The 13902-nt window shown below is 70.3% G+C and carries 13 protein-coding genes; 2 read left to right on the forward strand and 11 right to left on the reverse strand.

All coding sequences use genetic code 11. The annotated features are described in order from the left end of the window. Positions 1-52: 52 nt before the first annotated feature. The 9 genes from lepB to HNR23_RS15555 all read right to left on the reverse strand — a co-directional run bounded on the left by lepB (position 53) and on the right by HNR23_RS15555 (position 9378). Positions 53-991, reverse strand: coding sequence for a signal peptidase I (gene lepB / locus HNR23_RS15515; protein ID WP_246421775.1), 939 nt, complete (start codon positions 989-991; stop codon positions 53-55). Positions 992-1421: 430 nt separating this feature from the next. Continuing rightward, the gene (gene rplS, locus HNR23_RS15520) at positions 1422-1781 is read right to left on the reverse strand and encodes a 50S ribosomal protein L19 (RefSeq protein WP_184076262.1); all 360 of its coding nucleotides are present in this window, start codon (positions 1779-1781) and stop codon (positions 1422-1424) included. A gap of 174 nt (positions 1782-1955) precedes the next feature. Then, positions 1956-2771 (reverse strand): tRNA (guanosine(37)-N1)-methyltransferase TrmD, encoded by an 816-nt coding sequence (gene trmD / locus HNR23_RS15525; RefSeq protein WP_184076263.1) that lies wholly within the window; start codon positions 2769-2771, stop codon positions 1956-1958. Positions 2772-2850: 79 nt separating this feature from the next. Next, positions 2851-3363, reverse strand: coding sequence for a ribosome maturation factor RimM (gene rimM, locus HNR23_RS15530; RefSeq protein WP_184076264.1), 513 nt, complete (start codon positions 3361-3363; stop codon positions 2851-2853). A 105-nt stretch (positions 3364-3468) separates the two neighbouring features. Next, entirely contained in the window at positions 3469-3711 is a 243-nt protein-coding gene (locus tag HNR23_RS15535) for an RNA-binding protein (RefSeq protein ID WP_184076265.1), read from the reverse strand. A gap of 1 nt (position 3712) precedes the next feature. Further along, a complete protein-coding gene (gene rpsP, locus HNR23_RS15540) occupies positions 3713-4231 on the reverse strand; it encodes a 30S ribosomal protein S16 (protein WP_184076266.1) in 519 nt (172 codons plus the stop codon). 381 nt (positions 4232-4612) lie between these two features. Next, complete coding sequence (gene ffh / locus HNR23_RS15545; RefSeq protein WP_184076267.1) at positions 4613-6205, reverse strand: signal recognition particle protein; 1593 nt, start codon at positions 6203-6205, stop codon at positions 4613-4615. Positions 6206-6375: 170 nt separating this feature from the next. Further along, entirely contained in the window at positions 6376-7536 is a 1161-nt protein-coding gene (locus tag HNR23_RS15550) for a LolA-like protein (protein ID WP_343070575.1), read from the reverse strand. Between the two features lie 498 nt (positions 7537-8034). Further along, entirely contained in the window at positions 8035-9378 is a 1344-nt protein-coding gene (locus tag HNR23_RS15555; RefSeq protein ID WP_184076269.1) for an ammonium transporter, read from the reverse strand. 398 nt (positions 9379-9776) lie between these two features. On the opposite strand from HNR23_RS15555, the gene HNR23_RS15560 reads away from it, so the two are divergent. Together HNR23_RS15560 and HNR23_RS15565 are read left to right on the forward strand one after the other, a co-directional pair. Next, positions 9777-10721: an ABC transporter ATP-binding protein gene (locus tag HNR23_RS15560; RefSeq protein WP_184076270.1), complete on the forward strand. Its 945-nt coding sequence runs from the start codon at positions 9777-9779 to the stop codon at positions 10719-10721. Next, a complete protein-coding gene (locus tag HNR23_RS15565) occupies positions 10708-11505 on the forward strand; it encodes an ABC transporter permease (protein WP_184076271.1) in 798 nt (265 codons plus the stop codon). The genes HNR23_RS15560 and HNR23_RS15565 overlap by 14 nt, the downstream gene beginning before the upstream one ends. Before the next feature lie 107 nt (positions 11506-11612). Here HNR23_RS15565 and ftsY read toward each other — a convergent pair whose 3' ends face one another. Both ftsY and HNR23_RS15575 read right to left on the reverse strand, forming a co-directional pair. Beyond that, positions 11613-12797 carry a signal recognition particle-docking protein FtsY gene (gene ftsY / locus HNR23_RS15570; RefSeq protein WP_184076272.1) on the reverse strand — a complete coding sequence of 395 codons (1185 nt, stop codon included), beginning with the start codon at positions 12795-12797 and terminating at the stop codon, positions 11613-11615. Between the two features lie 66 nt (positions 12798-12863). Further along, positions 12864-13898 carry a FecCD family ABC transporter permease gene (locus tag HNR23_RS15575; protein WP_246421776.1) on the reverse strand — a complete coding sequence of 345 codons (1035 nt, stop codon included), beginning with the start codon at positions 13896-13898 and terminating at the stop codon, positions 12864-12866. Between the last annotated feature and the right edge of the window lie 4 nt (positions 13899-13902).

The raw sequence follows: 13902 nt of genomic DNA on the forward strand, positions 1-13902 counted from the left end.
TATGCGACTTCGCCACTGAATCCATGATGCGGCACATGTCAACCGCGCGCGATCAATCCCCGGAATCCTGGGCGTGTGACCCTCGGAACCGTCGACGGATCGCCCGCTGCACGCGGCGCCCGGCCAGGTGGACGGGGACGGCCGCGGCCGCTCCCAGCGCGAGCGGAGCGAACGGGAGCGCGGCGGCGGCCACGGGGGCACCCGCGGCCGCGGGGTCGCTCGCCACCTCGCGCGCGCCCGCTGCGTCCCCGCCGTCCGCACCGGCCTCGTCCGCCTCGTCGAGCTCCTCGAAGGTGTCGGGGACCGGCAGGGTACCCATCCGGTCCAGCGGCCAGATGACCACGAAGGCGCGCCCGACCACGCTGTCGACGGCGACGCTCCCCTCCCCGGGGTCGTTCTGGTGCAGCCGGGAGTCGTACGAGATGGAGCGGTGGTCGCCCATCAGCCACACCCGCCCCTCGGGCACGGTCACCGGGCCGAACTCCGACTCGGTGGCGGTGCTGCCCGGGAAGAGGTAGTCCTCCTCATCCAGCGGGACCCCGTTGACGGTGACCCGGTTGTCCGCGTCGCAGCACGCGACGGTGTCACCGGGCAGCGCGATCACGCGCTTGATGTAGTCCTTGCCGGTGGGCTGCACCCCCAGCTGCTGACCCACCCAGGTGAACAGCTTCGAGACCGGGTTGGTCGGTTCCTCGACCACCACGGTGTCGCCTTCGTCCCAGGAGCCGGAGCCGTTGAAGACCACGACGTCGCCGCGCTCGATGTCACGCACCTGGTAGACGAGCTTGTTGACCAGTACCCGGTCGCCGACGAGCAGCGTCGGCTCCATCGACTTCGACGGGATGTAGAACGCCTGGACGACCCACGTCTTGATGACGAACGCCAGGACCAGCGCGATCACGATGAGGATCGGCAGTTCCTTCCAGAAGGAACCCTGCTTCTCCCCCGAGCCCTCGTTCTTGGCGTTCATGGTCGTGCCAGCGCTCTCCATTCGTGCCGACCGCTCCTGCGGCCGGGGCCTGGGGTCTCCTCCACGGCGGTGTCTCCGCATACGACTCTGGCTCCCCCACGCACGGGCATGGGGGAGCCAGATTCATCGGACGGGCCGCCCGGCTCGCACCGAGTGGTGTCGGCGCCGGGCCTCCCGGCCGGTCGCGTCTGCGATTCCTCGTTGCTCATCGGCAACGAAGCCTAGCCGAGCCCGCTGCCGGACGTCGGTAAAGACGGGCCGCGTTCGGCCGCAGCGGTCCTAGGGTGTGTTCGGCCGATGCTTTCCGGTGAGCGAGCGGCCCTCAGGGGCGGCACTCGCACGCCGCTTCACCAAGTCGATCCAGGTCGATCCAGGTCGGCTTCACGAGTGGAGCGGCGCAGCGAGCGTCGTTCCGGTGGCCGCGAGCCGGGAATGATCGGCCGACCACGCCCTAGCGGCCGGACGGCTCGCGGCGCTCGCGGATGCGGGCGGCCTTGCCGCGCAGGTCGCGCAGGTAGTACAGCTTGGCGCGGCGGACGCGGCCACGGGAGACGACCTCGATCTTCTCGATCGCCGGGGTGTGGATCGGGAAGGTCCGCTCCACGCCGACGCTGTAACTGATCTTGCGGACCGTGAAGGTCTCGCGGTTCCCGGAGCCCTGCCGCCGGATGACGACACCCTTGAAGACCTGGATCCGGGAGCGGTTGCCCTCCGTGACCCGAACGTGAACGTTGAGCGTGTCACCCGGGCGGAAGTCGGGGACGTCGGAGCGCAGCTGCGCCTTCTCAAGCTCCTGAATAGCGGTGTGCATCTCAGCGGTTCCTCATCGATTGCGCGCCGCGGCGACGGACATGGCGGTTCGCGCGGGCGGATCTGCTGCTCGGGTCGAAAACGTGTGCCTCTGGCGGCTCATCCGCAGCCGTTCGCGCCGGTACCAACGGCGATGACGGCACGCGGACGATGTTCATCGGCAGGGGCAACTCGTCTAGTCTGCCATAGATTCGGCCCCGGTCTGTACCCGAGCCTCCTCCAGGACCTCCCGGTCGTGCCGGTCAAGCCGTTCGGCGGGCATGCGCTCCAGCAGGTCCGGGCGGTTGCGCGCGGTTTTGCGCAGCGACTCGTCGCGCCGCCAGCGGTCGACGGCGCCGTGGTTTCCGGACAGGAGGACCGGCGGGACCTCGTGCCCGCGCCAGACCGCCGGCTTGGTGTACACCGGCCCCTCGACCAGGTGCTGCATCTCGCCGGTCGCGAACGAGTCCTGGTCGACCGAGTCGCGGTTGCCCAGCACGCCGGGCAGCAGCCGGGAGACGGTCTCCACCATCACCAGGGTCGCCGACTCCCCGCCCGCCAGAACGTAGTCGCCGATACTCAGCTCCTCCACCGGCATCCGCTGGGCCGCGTCCCGGGCGACGCGCGAGTCGATGCCCTCGTAGCGGCCGCACGCGAAGACCAGCCACGGCTCTGCGGCCAACCGGTCGGCGTGCGCCTGGGTGAACGGGACACCGCTGGGGGTGGGCAGGATCAGCCGCGGCACCGCCGGGGCGGCACCGGCCTGCCCCGCGCCGCCCGGCGGGTCCGCGGTCACGGCGTCCAGGGCCTCGCCCCACGGCTCGGGCTTCATGACCATGCCCGGTCCACCCCCGTAGGGGGTGTCGTCGACGGTGTTGTGCCGGTCGTGGGTCCACGAGCGCAGGTCGTGCAGGCGCACGTCGAGGATGCCCGACGCCCGCGCCTTGCCGATCAGCGACAGCTCCAGCGGACCGAAGTAGTCGGGGAAGATGGTGATGATGTCGATGCGCATATCCGAGTACGGCCTTTCCGTGGCCGCGGCCCCGGTGGGTGCCCGCGTCGAATGAGCGCGGGCCCGGCGGGGCCGGTGTTCAGTGGCCGAGGTCCAGCAGGCCGGGTGGCGGGTCGATCACCAGGCGGCCGGCTCCGGTGTCGACCTCGGGAACGAGCTCGCGGACGAACGGCACGAGCACCTCCTCACCGGCTGCGTCCTTGATCACCAGGACGTCCTGGGCGTTGTGCAGGATGTCGTCGACGACACCCACATCGCCGCCCTCGGCGGTGACGACGCGCAGCCCGATGAGCTCGTGGTCGTGGAACTCGTCCGGGTCGTCCAGGGGCGGGATGTCCTCGGAGTCGACCAGCAGGGCCACGCCGCGCAGCTCCTCGGCCGCGTTGCGGTCGGCGATCCCCTCGAAGCGCACGAGGAGTCGGCCCGAGTGTGTGCGGACCGACCTGATGGTGAGCGGCCCGGCCGCATCCGGGTCGGTCAGCAGCTTCACACCGGCGGCGAAGCGCTCCGCCGGATCATCGGTGCGCACGTCCACCGCGACATCGCCGCGGATACCGTGCGCCCGGCCGATCCGGCCGACGACGAGACGCATCCTTCTCCTTGGAACGGGTGCCCGCACCTCGCAGAGGAAACGGGACACGGGCATGACGTTAGGGCGCCGACCCATCCGTGATCGGTCGGCGCCCTAGCGCGCGATTCAGCGCACTTCGTGCAGGTCCAGCAGGTCGACGCGGACGTACCGCCCGCCGGCGAGCGAGCCGACGACGGTACGCAGCGCCTTGGCGGTGCGGCCGTTGCGGCCGATCACCTTCCCGAGGTCATCGGGGTGGACCCGGACTTCGAGCACCTTGCCCTTGCGGAGCCTGCGAGCTCTCACCTGGACATCGTCAGAGTTCTCAACGATCCCCCTGACCAGGTGCTCAAGCGCCTCTTCCAGCACGTCAGGCCTCGCCCTCGGACTTCTCCGCGGCCTCGGCGGTCTTCTCCTCGGCCTTCTCCGACTTCTCAGCCTTCTCGGCCTTCTCGGCCTTCTCGGCCTTCTCGGCCTTCTCAGCCTTGTCGGCCTTCTTGTCCGCCTTCTTACCCTTGCCCTTGGCCTCGTCACCGGGCAGGACGAGCTCCTTGAGGACGGCCTGGAAGGCGGCCTCCTCGGCCTCCTTGTCGCGCGGCTCGGCCACCTTGAGCGGGTTCTGCGGCGCGGGCAGGCCCTTGAACTCCTGCCAGATGCCGGTGCGCAGCAGCAGCGTCTTCACCGGGCCGGTGGGCTGGGCTCCCACGGACAGCCAGTGCTTCGCCCGCTCGGAGTTCACCTCGATGCGGCTCGGCTCTTCCTTCGGGTGGTAGAGGCCGATCTCCTCGATGGCCTTGCCGTCGCGCTTGGTGCGCGCGTCGGCGACAACGATGCGGTACTTGGGGTTGCGGATGTTCCCAAGTCGCTTGAGCTTGATCTTGACAGCCACGGAGCGGTCTTCTCCTGATTACGGTTGGTATGCCCAGTTCGGCGCCACGTGGGGTTGCGACACGCCACCGGAGCGAGGACGTGGGCGTACGGACAAGTAGAGGGCCGGTCCGATACGCCGTTAGTCAACACTCAATTGTGCCAGATGCCAGCGGCCGCGCGTGCGCGTCCGCACGTTCCTCGGCGCGTCCGTACCGGATACGGCGCCCCGGGACGGCCCCGGTAGCGGTACCCGCGGCCCGCCTTTCCGCGCCGATGAGCGGGAGATCACGTCGGCCGCCCCGGCCTCGGGCAGGCCCGACGGCGCCGCCGCGAAAAAACGCGGGGGGTGCCACCCGGTCGTCCCGGATGGCACCCCCCGCGGGCGCTCGCGCGAGCGCCGCTACTTCTCGGGCAGCTTGAAGCCCGACAGGTCGGGCATCTTCCCCCCGCCGAGGCCGGGCGGGAGCGGCGCGCCGCCGCCGAGGCCCGGGGGCAGCTGCGGCGGCTGGTCCGGGACGCCGCCCTCCTCACGGCGCTTCCGGCGCTCGGCCGCCTTCTGCGCCTCCTGCTCCTTGGCCTTGAGCGGGTTGCCGCTGCGCTGCTTGCCCTTCTTCGCCTTCTTGGCCTGGGCCTTGGCCTTCTTCTTGCCGCCGCCCGGCATGCCCGGCATTCCGGGCATGCCCGGCATTCCGCCGTTCTTCACCTGGCGCATCATCTTCTGCGCGTCGAAGAACCGCGTCACCAGGCCGTTGACGTCGCTGACCTGCGTGCCCGAACCGTTGGCGATGCGCAGCCGCCGCGACCCGTTGATGATCTTCGGGTTGGCACGCTCGGCCGGCGTCATCGACCGGATGATGGCGGCGATCCGGTCCAGGTCCTTCTCGTCGACGTTGCTGATCTGGTCACGCATCTGCCCCATGCCGGGCATCATGCCGAGCAGGTTGCTGATCGGCCCCAGCTTGCGGACCATCGCCATCTGCTGCAGGAAGTCATCGAGGGTGAAGTCCTCGTCGGAGGCCAGCGTGCTGGCCATCTTCTCGACCTCGGACTCCTCGAACGTCCGCTGCGCCTGCTCGATGAGGGTGAGCACGTCACCCATGTCGAGGATGCGTCCGGCCATCCGGTCCGGGTGGAAGAGGTCGAAGTCCTCCAGCTTCTCACCGGTGGAGGCGAACATGATCGGCCGACCGGTGATGTGCCGGATGGACAGCGCGGCACCGCCGCGCGCGTCGCCGTCGAGCTTGGTGAGGGCCACCGCGTCGTAGCCGACGCCGTCGAGGAACGCCTGCGCGGTGTTGACCGCGTCCTGGCCGATCATCGCGTCGACGACGAACAGGATCTCGTCCGGCTTCACCGCGTCGCGGATGTCGGCGGCCTGCTGCATCATCTCGCTGTCGATGCCCAGGCGGCCCGCGGTGTCGATGATGACGACGTTGTGGTTGTTGCGCTCGGCGTGCTCGACCGACGCCCGCGCGACCGCGACCGGGTCGCCGACGCCGTTGCCGGGCTCGGGGGCGAAGACCGGGACGGCCGCGCGCTCACCGACCACCTGCAGCTGGGTGACGGCGTTGGGGCGCTGCAGGTCCGCCGCGACCAGCAGCGGGGTGTTGCGCTGTGCCGCCAGCCACTTGGCGAGCTTGCCGGCGAGCGTGGTCTTACCCGCACCTTGCAGACCCGCCAGCATGATGACGGTCGGCGGGTTCTTGGCGAACCGGATCTCGCGGGTCTCGCCACCGAGGATCTGGATGAGCTCCTCGTTGACGATCTTGATGACCTGCTGCGCCGGGTTCAGCGCCTTGGAGACCTCTTCGCCGCGGGCGCGTTCCTTGACTTGTCCGATGAACTCGCGGACGACGGGCAGCGCCACGTCGGCTTCCAGGAGCGCGAGACGGATCTCGCGCGCGGTGGCGTTGATGTCCTCCTCGGACAGCCGGCCCTTGCCGCGCAGCGAGGAGAAGACCGATGTCAACCGGTCGGAAAGCGTCTCGAACACGAGTCTGGCCAGTCCTTCGTCTCGGGATTGGCTTCCTAGGTTACCTGCCGGTGCGCCCCTGTGCGCCCGGAGGCGGGGCGGAGACGCCCCGGACACGGCGCGGGGGCGGACCCGCGGGCCGGCGCCGCCGCCCGGATCCGCCCCCGCGCCGCGGAGCCGTGCCGCGGCCGTCAGTCGTCGGCCGCGTCCTCGGAGTCGTCCGACTGCTCGCCGCCGCCCTCCTGGGCCGTCTTCTTCTGCTCCTTGAGCGACGTGACCAGCTCGTCCTTCTGCTTGCCGCTCAGGCCGCGGGTGGACAGCAGGCCCTGGCCGGTGACCTCGTAGGACTTCGGGGTGGAGCTGGCGCCCAGCGCGTAGTCGACGCTGCAGGAGACCTTGGCGGTGGACCCGGCCTTCAGCGAGGCGGTGTCGTCGCACTTCTTCTCGCCCAGCTCGTCGTTCTCAAGCGTGGCGTCCAGCCGGACCAGGACGGTGCCCTCGGCCTCGTCCCCGCCGGAGGAGTCGTCCTTGACGGTGCCGCTGACCGTGCACTTGCCGCCGGTCGCGCAGTCGAGCTTGAGCTGGCTCTCCCAGGCCACCGGGACGCGGGCATCGCGCGATCCGGTCAGGTCGTCCTCGGCCGCGGCGATGAGGTCGTCGTAGACCTTGTCCACGTCGGCGCTCTCCGGCTCGGCGAAGTTCAGCCGGGTGCGCGGGCCGCCGTCGCCGTCCTCCGGGTTGAGCTCCTCGATCTCCATACGGAGCAGCCGGTAGGGCTCCTCCTCGCTGATCCAGACGCGGTTCTTCTCCCCGCCGTCGAGGTCCACCCGGTAGGCGGAGGTCCCGTCGAGGTTCTCCAGGGTCGCGGTGTCCTCGGCCGGGGCGAGCCCGCCGAGGATCCCGGCCAGCTTCCCGGGGGCGAGCACCTCGGAGGGGTCCATGCCGAGCTGGCCACCCGAAACCCGCACCCAGCTGCCGGCGTACTTGTCGGAGTCGGGGTTGGCGACGTCCTGGTCCAGCCAATACTCCGCCGGGGCGTTGATGAAGAGCTTGTCGTCGGCCTCCATCACCTGGGCTTCGTTCTCGTTCTCCTGGACCGTGCCGGAGACGGCGCCGGAGCCGGTAACGGTGAGCGCGACCTCGTTGACGGCGCCCTGGTCCTCGCCGGACGGGGCGACCTGGCCCTGCACGGCCACGGCCGGCATCTCGCCGAGCGCCTTGACCGCGGCGTCGAGCACCGGTTTGGCGTCGACGGGGGTGGGCGACGGCGACGGCTCCTCATCGCCGCCGGGGCGCAACCCGCTCAGGTCGATCGCGCAGCCCGACGCACCGAGTGCGAGCGCGGCCGTCACGACCGCGACCCTGAGGGGTCCGCTCGATCGGCGTCTGTTGAGATTGACCGGCGCCATCTTGCCTCCAGTCCCCCACGGCAACGGGGTACACGGGATCGTTCGGGCTGTGCTGTGTTCGGATCTTCGGACGCGCGGGAGCACGGTCACGGTTCCGGGTGGACACGGGGGCGCCCAAGGGTTCCTCCGCGCGCGGTGGGGAGATCATCCCTGACATGATCGGCGCGGTGCCCCCGTCGCCTGCCAAGCGTATCGAACCCCTCAGCTCCTCCTGGCACAGAGAAGATCACGAAGTGGACGGGTTCCGCCTACGAATCGTAGCCGCACTCACATACCACATCGGCCACGTGGCCTTATCCGGTCACACGTGGCCTACAGGGCGCGGAACCGCCCGACACACACCAGGACCGGCGAGGGCGTTCCCCCACCGGTCCGGCGTCTTCCACCTTGCGGCGAACCGCGGTGCTCGGGGTGTGCTCAGCGCTGAGCACACCGGAGGACCTACCGCAAGGTCACCTCCTCGCCCGGAGGCGTCGGCGAGGAGAGCTTGTCTCCGCCTTCGAGCTCGTCGAGCTCGTCGAAGGCGTAGGCGCTCTCGGCGTGCAGCTCGTGGTCCAGGCCGTTGGTCTCGATGTGCTCGGCGATCCGGAAGCCCATGGCCAGGTCGATGACCTTGCCGATGACGTAGGTCACAACGAAGGAGTAGATGAGGACCGCGACGACCGCGATGACCTGGACTGCCAGGAGGGCCAGCCCGGAGGTGTCGATGAAGCCCTGCCCGGCGAGCAGCGGACCGAAGAGGCCGTTGGGCTCGCCGTCACCGGTGATCGAGGAGGCGAACAGGCCGATCAGGAGCGAGCCGATGATGCCGCCGACCAGGTGGACGCCGACCACGTCCAGGGCGTCGTCGTACTTGAAGCGGTACTTCCAGCTGATCGCGTAGGCGCACACGCCACCGGCGACGAGCCCCAGGGCGATGGCGCCGAGCGGGGTGAGGTTGGCGGCGGCCGGGGTGATGGCCACCAGGCCGGCGATGGCGCCGGAGGCGAAGCCCAGGGCGGTGGTCTTGCCGTAGCGCAGCAGCTCCACGAGCATCCACGCGCCCACCGCCGCGGCGGTGGCGACCTGGGTGTTGACCAGTGCGAGCGCGGCGACCTCATCGGCGGCGTAGGCCGAGCCCGCGTTGAATCCGAACCAGCCGAACCACAGCAGGGCGGCGCCGAGCAGGACGAAGGGCAGGTTGTGCGGGCGCATCTCGGTGGACCCGAAGCCCTTGCGCCGGCCCAGCACGAAGGTCAGGGCGAGCGCGGCCGCACCGGCGTTGATGTGCACGGCGGTGCCGCCGGCGAAGTCGATGACCTCGGCGCCGCCGATGCTGAGCGACTCGAACCAGCCGCCGCCCCACACCCAGTGGGCGACGGGGAAGTAGACCAGCAGCGACCAGACCGGGACGAACACGAGCCAGGCCCCGAACTTGGCGCGGTCGGCGATCGCGCCGCTGATGAGGGCCACGGTGATGACGGCGAACATCATCTGGAATCCGACGTCGACGAGCTCGGGGTGGCCGTCGTCGGCGACCTCGCCGACGAGGCTGTTGAGCCCGGCGTACTCCAGTCCGCCGATGAAGGGGGTGAGCGGTCCGGCACCGCCGCCGTAGGTCAGCGAGTATCCGACGACCACCCACAGGACGCTGACGATGGCGATGCTGGCGAAGCTCATCAGCATCATGTTCAGCACGCTCTTGGCGCGGGACATGCCTCCGTAGAAGAAGGCCAGGCCCGGTGTCATCAACATCACCAGCGCGGCGCTGACGAGCAACCACGCGGTGTTGCCGCTGTCGATCATGTCGCCTCCGAGAAAAACGAGGTGGGGGGTGTGCGATGCGGAGATCCGAGGAGATGGAGGGCGAGCACGTCGTCGGGCCCGGCGGGGATCTTCGTCGGGACGTAACCCTCCTGCCAGCGTGTTTCTCCGTGCGGCAGGCGGTATTGCGCGTATATGAAGAGATGGACCCGCGTGTTACGGGTAGGTGAATCGACAGGTCGAACCACCACACAGGGGAAATAGCGCTCCCTCGGCGCGGTGCGGCGACGGGCGTCAGGGAAGGGAGGCGTCGGCGGAAGCGCCGGAGGGCGTTAAGAACGCGTGAAGCCGGCGGGACCACCCGCCCGGATCGGGAACGATTTTCACTGGATTCGAAAACCACTGAAATTTGTGAATCTCATGAATCGAAACGGACCCCCATGACCGCACACCGCAGGACCGTGATCTCGGCCAGGGGCCTGACGAAGAGCTACGGCCGCACCCGGGCGCTGGCGGGCGTGGACCTCGACGTGCGCCAGGGCGAGATCTTCGGCTTTCTCGGCCCGAACGGGGCCGGGAAGACGACCGCCATCCGCATCCTGCTCGACCTGATCCGGCGCGACGGCGGCGAGGTGACCCTGCTCGGGCACGACCCGCGCACCGCCGGGGCCGGGCTCCGCGCCGACATCGGCTACCTGCCCGGTGAGCTGGCCATGAGCACCCGACGCTCTGCCCGCGAACTGCTGACCTACTACGGGAACCTGCGCGGCGGCGTGCACCCCTCCCGCATCGGCGCACTGGCCGAGCGCTTCAAGCTGGACCTGGACAGGCCCGTCCGCGGCCTGTCCAAGGGGAACAAGCAGAAGGTCGGTCTGGTGCAGGCGTTCATGCACGATCCCGCGCTGCTCATCCTGGACGAGCCCACCAGCGGGCTGGACCCGCTGCTGCAGCAGGAATTCCTGGCGCTGGTCCGCGAGACCCGCTCCGAGGGCCGCACGGTCTTCATGTCCTCGCACGTGCTCTCCGAGGTGCAGGCGGTCTCCGACCGCGCCGCCATCATCCGCGACGGACGCATCGCGGCCACCGAGAACATGGAGGAACTGCGCGACCGGGTGGCCCGCGAGTTCACCATCCGCTTCGCCGAGGAACCGTCCGCGGACGAGGTGGAGCGGTTCGGCGACGAGGCCGACGTCCAGGACCTGGCGGTGCACGGCGACACGCTCACCTGCGTCGTGCACGGCAGCCCGGACGCGCTGATCAAGCTCGCCGCCCGACACACCGTGCTGATGCTGAACAGCGAGGAACCGGACCTGGAACGGCTGTTCTTCACCCACTACGACAACGGCACGGGTGAGGAGGGGACACAGCGGGATGCTGATGCGTAACGTCTTCGGCAAGTTCCTTCAGGACATGCGGCGGTCGATCATCGCCTGGGCCGTCGCGGTCGCGGCGGTCACCGCCATGTACAGCGCCTTCTGGCCGGCCATGGCGGACTCGGCCGAGCTGATGGACGCCTACGTCGAGGCCATGCCCGAGGTCGCCCGGGCCATGGGCTGGGAGGACATGTCCTCCCCTGCCGGCTACCTCAACGCCACGGTCTTCGGGCTGCTCGCGCCCCTGCTGATGGTGATCGCCGCCATCGCGTTCGGCACCCGGGCCATCGCCGCCGACGAGGAGGAGGGCAAGCTGGAACTGGTCCTGGCCCACCCGGTCGGCCGGGTGAGCGTGCTGCTGCAGCGGTTCGCCGCGGTCGTGGTCGCCCTGGCCGTCATCGGGCTGGCCGCCCTGGCGACCCTCCTCCTGCTCGAACCCCTTCTCGACCTCGGTATCGGGCCCTACCACCTGTTCGCGGCGACCGCCACGACGGTGCTGATCGCGCTCGTCTACGGCTCGGTCGCGCTGGCCGTCGGCGCGGCCACCGGCCGTCGGTCCTACGCCCTGGGCGGCGCGGTCCTGCTCGCGGCGATCGGCTACCTCGGCAACACTTTCGCCCTGCAGGTCGAGGAGCTGGAGTGGATGCGGTTCCTCTCGCCGTTCTACTACGGGTTCGACCCGAACCCGCTGGTCAACGGCTTCGACCCCGCCTACGCCGCCGTGCTCGTCGCCGTTCCGGTCGTGCTGGTCGCCCTCGGCCTGGGCGCGTTCACCCGCCGCGACATCGCGGTCTGAACACCGCACGGCCGGTATCGGCACCGGTCGATAACGTGGCAGGGCCCGGTCGGGCGCACCCCGACCGGGCCCTGCCACGAGGGCGGCCACCCGCCGCCGTCGGGCGGTCAGTCCTCACCGAGGATCGCGTCGACGAACGCCTCGGCGTCGAAGGGCGCCAGGTCGTCCGGTCCCTCGCCGAGCCCGACCAGCTTGACCGGGACACCCAGTTCGCGCTGCACCTGGATGATGATGCCGCCCTTCGCGGTGCCGTCCAGCTTGGTGAGCACGATGCCGGTGATGTTGACGGCCTCGGCGAACACGCGTGCCTGGCGCAGCCCGTTCTGCCCCGTGGTGGCGTCGAGCACCAGCAGCACCTCGTCGACCTGGGACTTCTTCTCCACGACGCGCTTGACCTTGCCGAGCTCGTCCATCAGGCCGGTCTTGGTGTGCAGGCGCCCCGCGGTGTCGATGATGACCGTGTCGGCGCCCTCGTCCATGCCGCGCGCCACCGCGTCGAAGGCGACACTCGCCGGGTCGGCGCCCTCGTCCTTGCGGACCACCGGGGCACCGACGCGCGACCCCCAGGTCTCCAGCTGGTCGGCGGCGGCCGCGCGGAAGGTGTCGGCGGCACCGAGCACCACGCTGCGCCCGTCGCCGACCAGCACGCGGCCGAGCTTGCCGGTGGTGGTGGTCTTGCCGGTGCCGTTCACCCCGACGATCATGAGCACCGCGGGCCGGTCGCCGTGCGGGTCGGTGCGCACGGCGCGGTCGAGCCGGGGGTCGATCTGCGCGATCAGCTCCTCGCGCAGCATCCCGCGCACTTCCTCGGGAGTGCGGCCGCCCTGCACCTTGACCTTGGTGCGCAGGTTGTCGACGATCTGCGAGGCCGCGGTCACGCCGACGTCGGCGGTGATGAGCGTGTCCTCGATCTCGTCCCAGGCGTCGTCGTCGAGCTTGTCGGCGGAAAGGAGCGACAGCAGCCCCTGCCCGAAGGTGCTCTGCGAGCGGGCGAGCCGGGCGCGCAGCCGCACCAGCCGCCCGGCCGACGGCGGCGGGGTCTCCAGCTCCGGAGCCGCCGGGGCCTCGACGGGCGGTGCCTCCGCCGTGGCGGTGGCGGGTGCCCCGGCCGGTTCCTCCCGCTCCTCCGGTTCGGCGACGGCGGTGCCCGCTTCCGCGGTCGTCGCGTCCGTCACCTCGGCGGACGGCTTCTCGTCGGTGACCCCGGGGCGCCGGGGCCGGATCAGGAAGACGCCGCCGAACACCAGGACGGCGATGAGGAAGATCGCAACGGCGAAGATCGAGTAGTCCATAACGTCGTCCAGTTTCGCAGAAGCACGGGCACGATCGGATCACTGCGGGGGTGACGTGGGATGACATCACATCGAACGGTCGCGTGTCCCCCGCAGCACGATGATGAAGAACGGAGCGCCGAGGAAGGCCGTCACCACCCCCAGCGGGAGTTCGGCCGGGGCGATGACGGTGCGCGCCACGATGTCCACCAGCACCAGGAAGGCGCCGCCGACCAGAAGTGACATCGGCAGGATCATCCGGTAGCCGGTGCCCACCAGTCGGCGCACGATGTGCGGAACGACGATGCCCACGAACCCGATCAGCCCGCTGACCGCCACCGCCGCCGCGGTCGCCAGGGAGGCGGCGGAGATCACGATCAGCCGCACCGCCGTCGCATTGAGCCCGAGACTCACCGCCTTCTCGTCGCCGAGCGCGAGCATGTCGAGCAGGTAGCCGCAACCGAGCAGCACCACCATGGCCGCGACGGCATACGGCGTGACCATCACGATGTCATCCCAGCCGCTCCTGCCCAGTCCGCCCAGCACCCAGGCGTAGATGCGCTGCAGCTCCTCGATGCGCATCTGCTGCAGCAGCGTCTGTACCGCCGACAGGAAGGAGGAGACGGCGACGCCGGCGAGCACGAGCGAGGCCGTGCCGCCGCGCGCGGTGCTGTGGCCCAGGGCGTAGGCGGCGGCGACGCCCAGCAGAGCGCCGAGGAACGCCGCGACCGGGACCAGGGCGCGTGGTGAGTCGAACACGTCGCCACCGAAGGCGATCACCAGGGTCGCCCCCAGCCCGCCCCCGCTGGCCGCCCCCAACAGGTAGGGGTCGGCCAGCGGGTTGCGGAACACGCCCTGGTAGGCGGCGCCCGCACAGGCCAGCAGGCCGCCCACCATCGCGCCGAGGACGACACGCGGTAGGCGCAGCTCCACCAGGACCGCGGCCTGGCGGTCGTCGAGCGGGGACTCCATTCCCGGCCAGACGGGGGCGAGCAGGGCCCCGGCGATGTCGAGCGGGGTGATGGAGGCCGCCCCGGCGGCCACGCCGAGGACCATCGCCGCCACGAGGGCGGCGAGTCCGCCGAGGAGCCACGCCCACGACGGCCGGGAACGTCCGAACAATGGG

The sequence above is a fragment of the Nocardiopsis mwathae genome (assembly GCF_014201195.1).
Lineage (GTDB): Bacteria > Actinomycetota > Actinomycetes > Streptosporangiales > Streptosporangiaceae > Nocardiopsis_C > Nocardiopsis_C mwathae.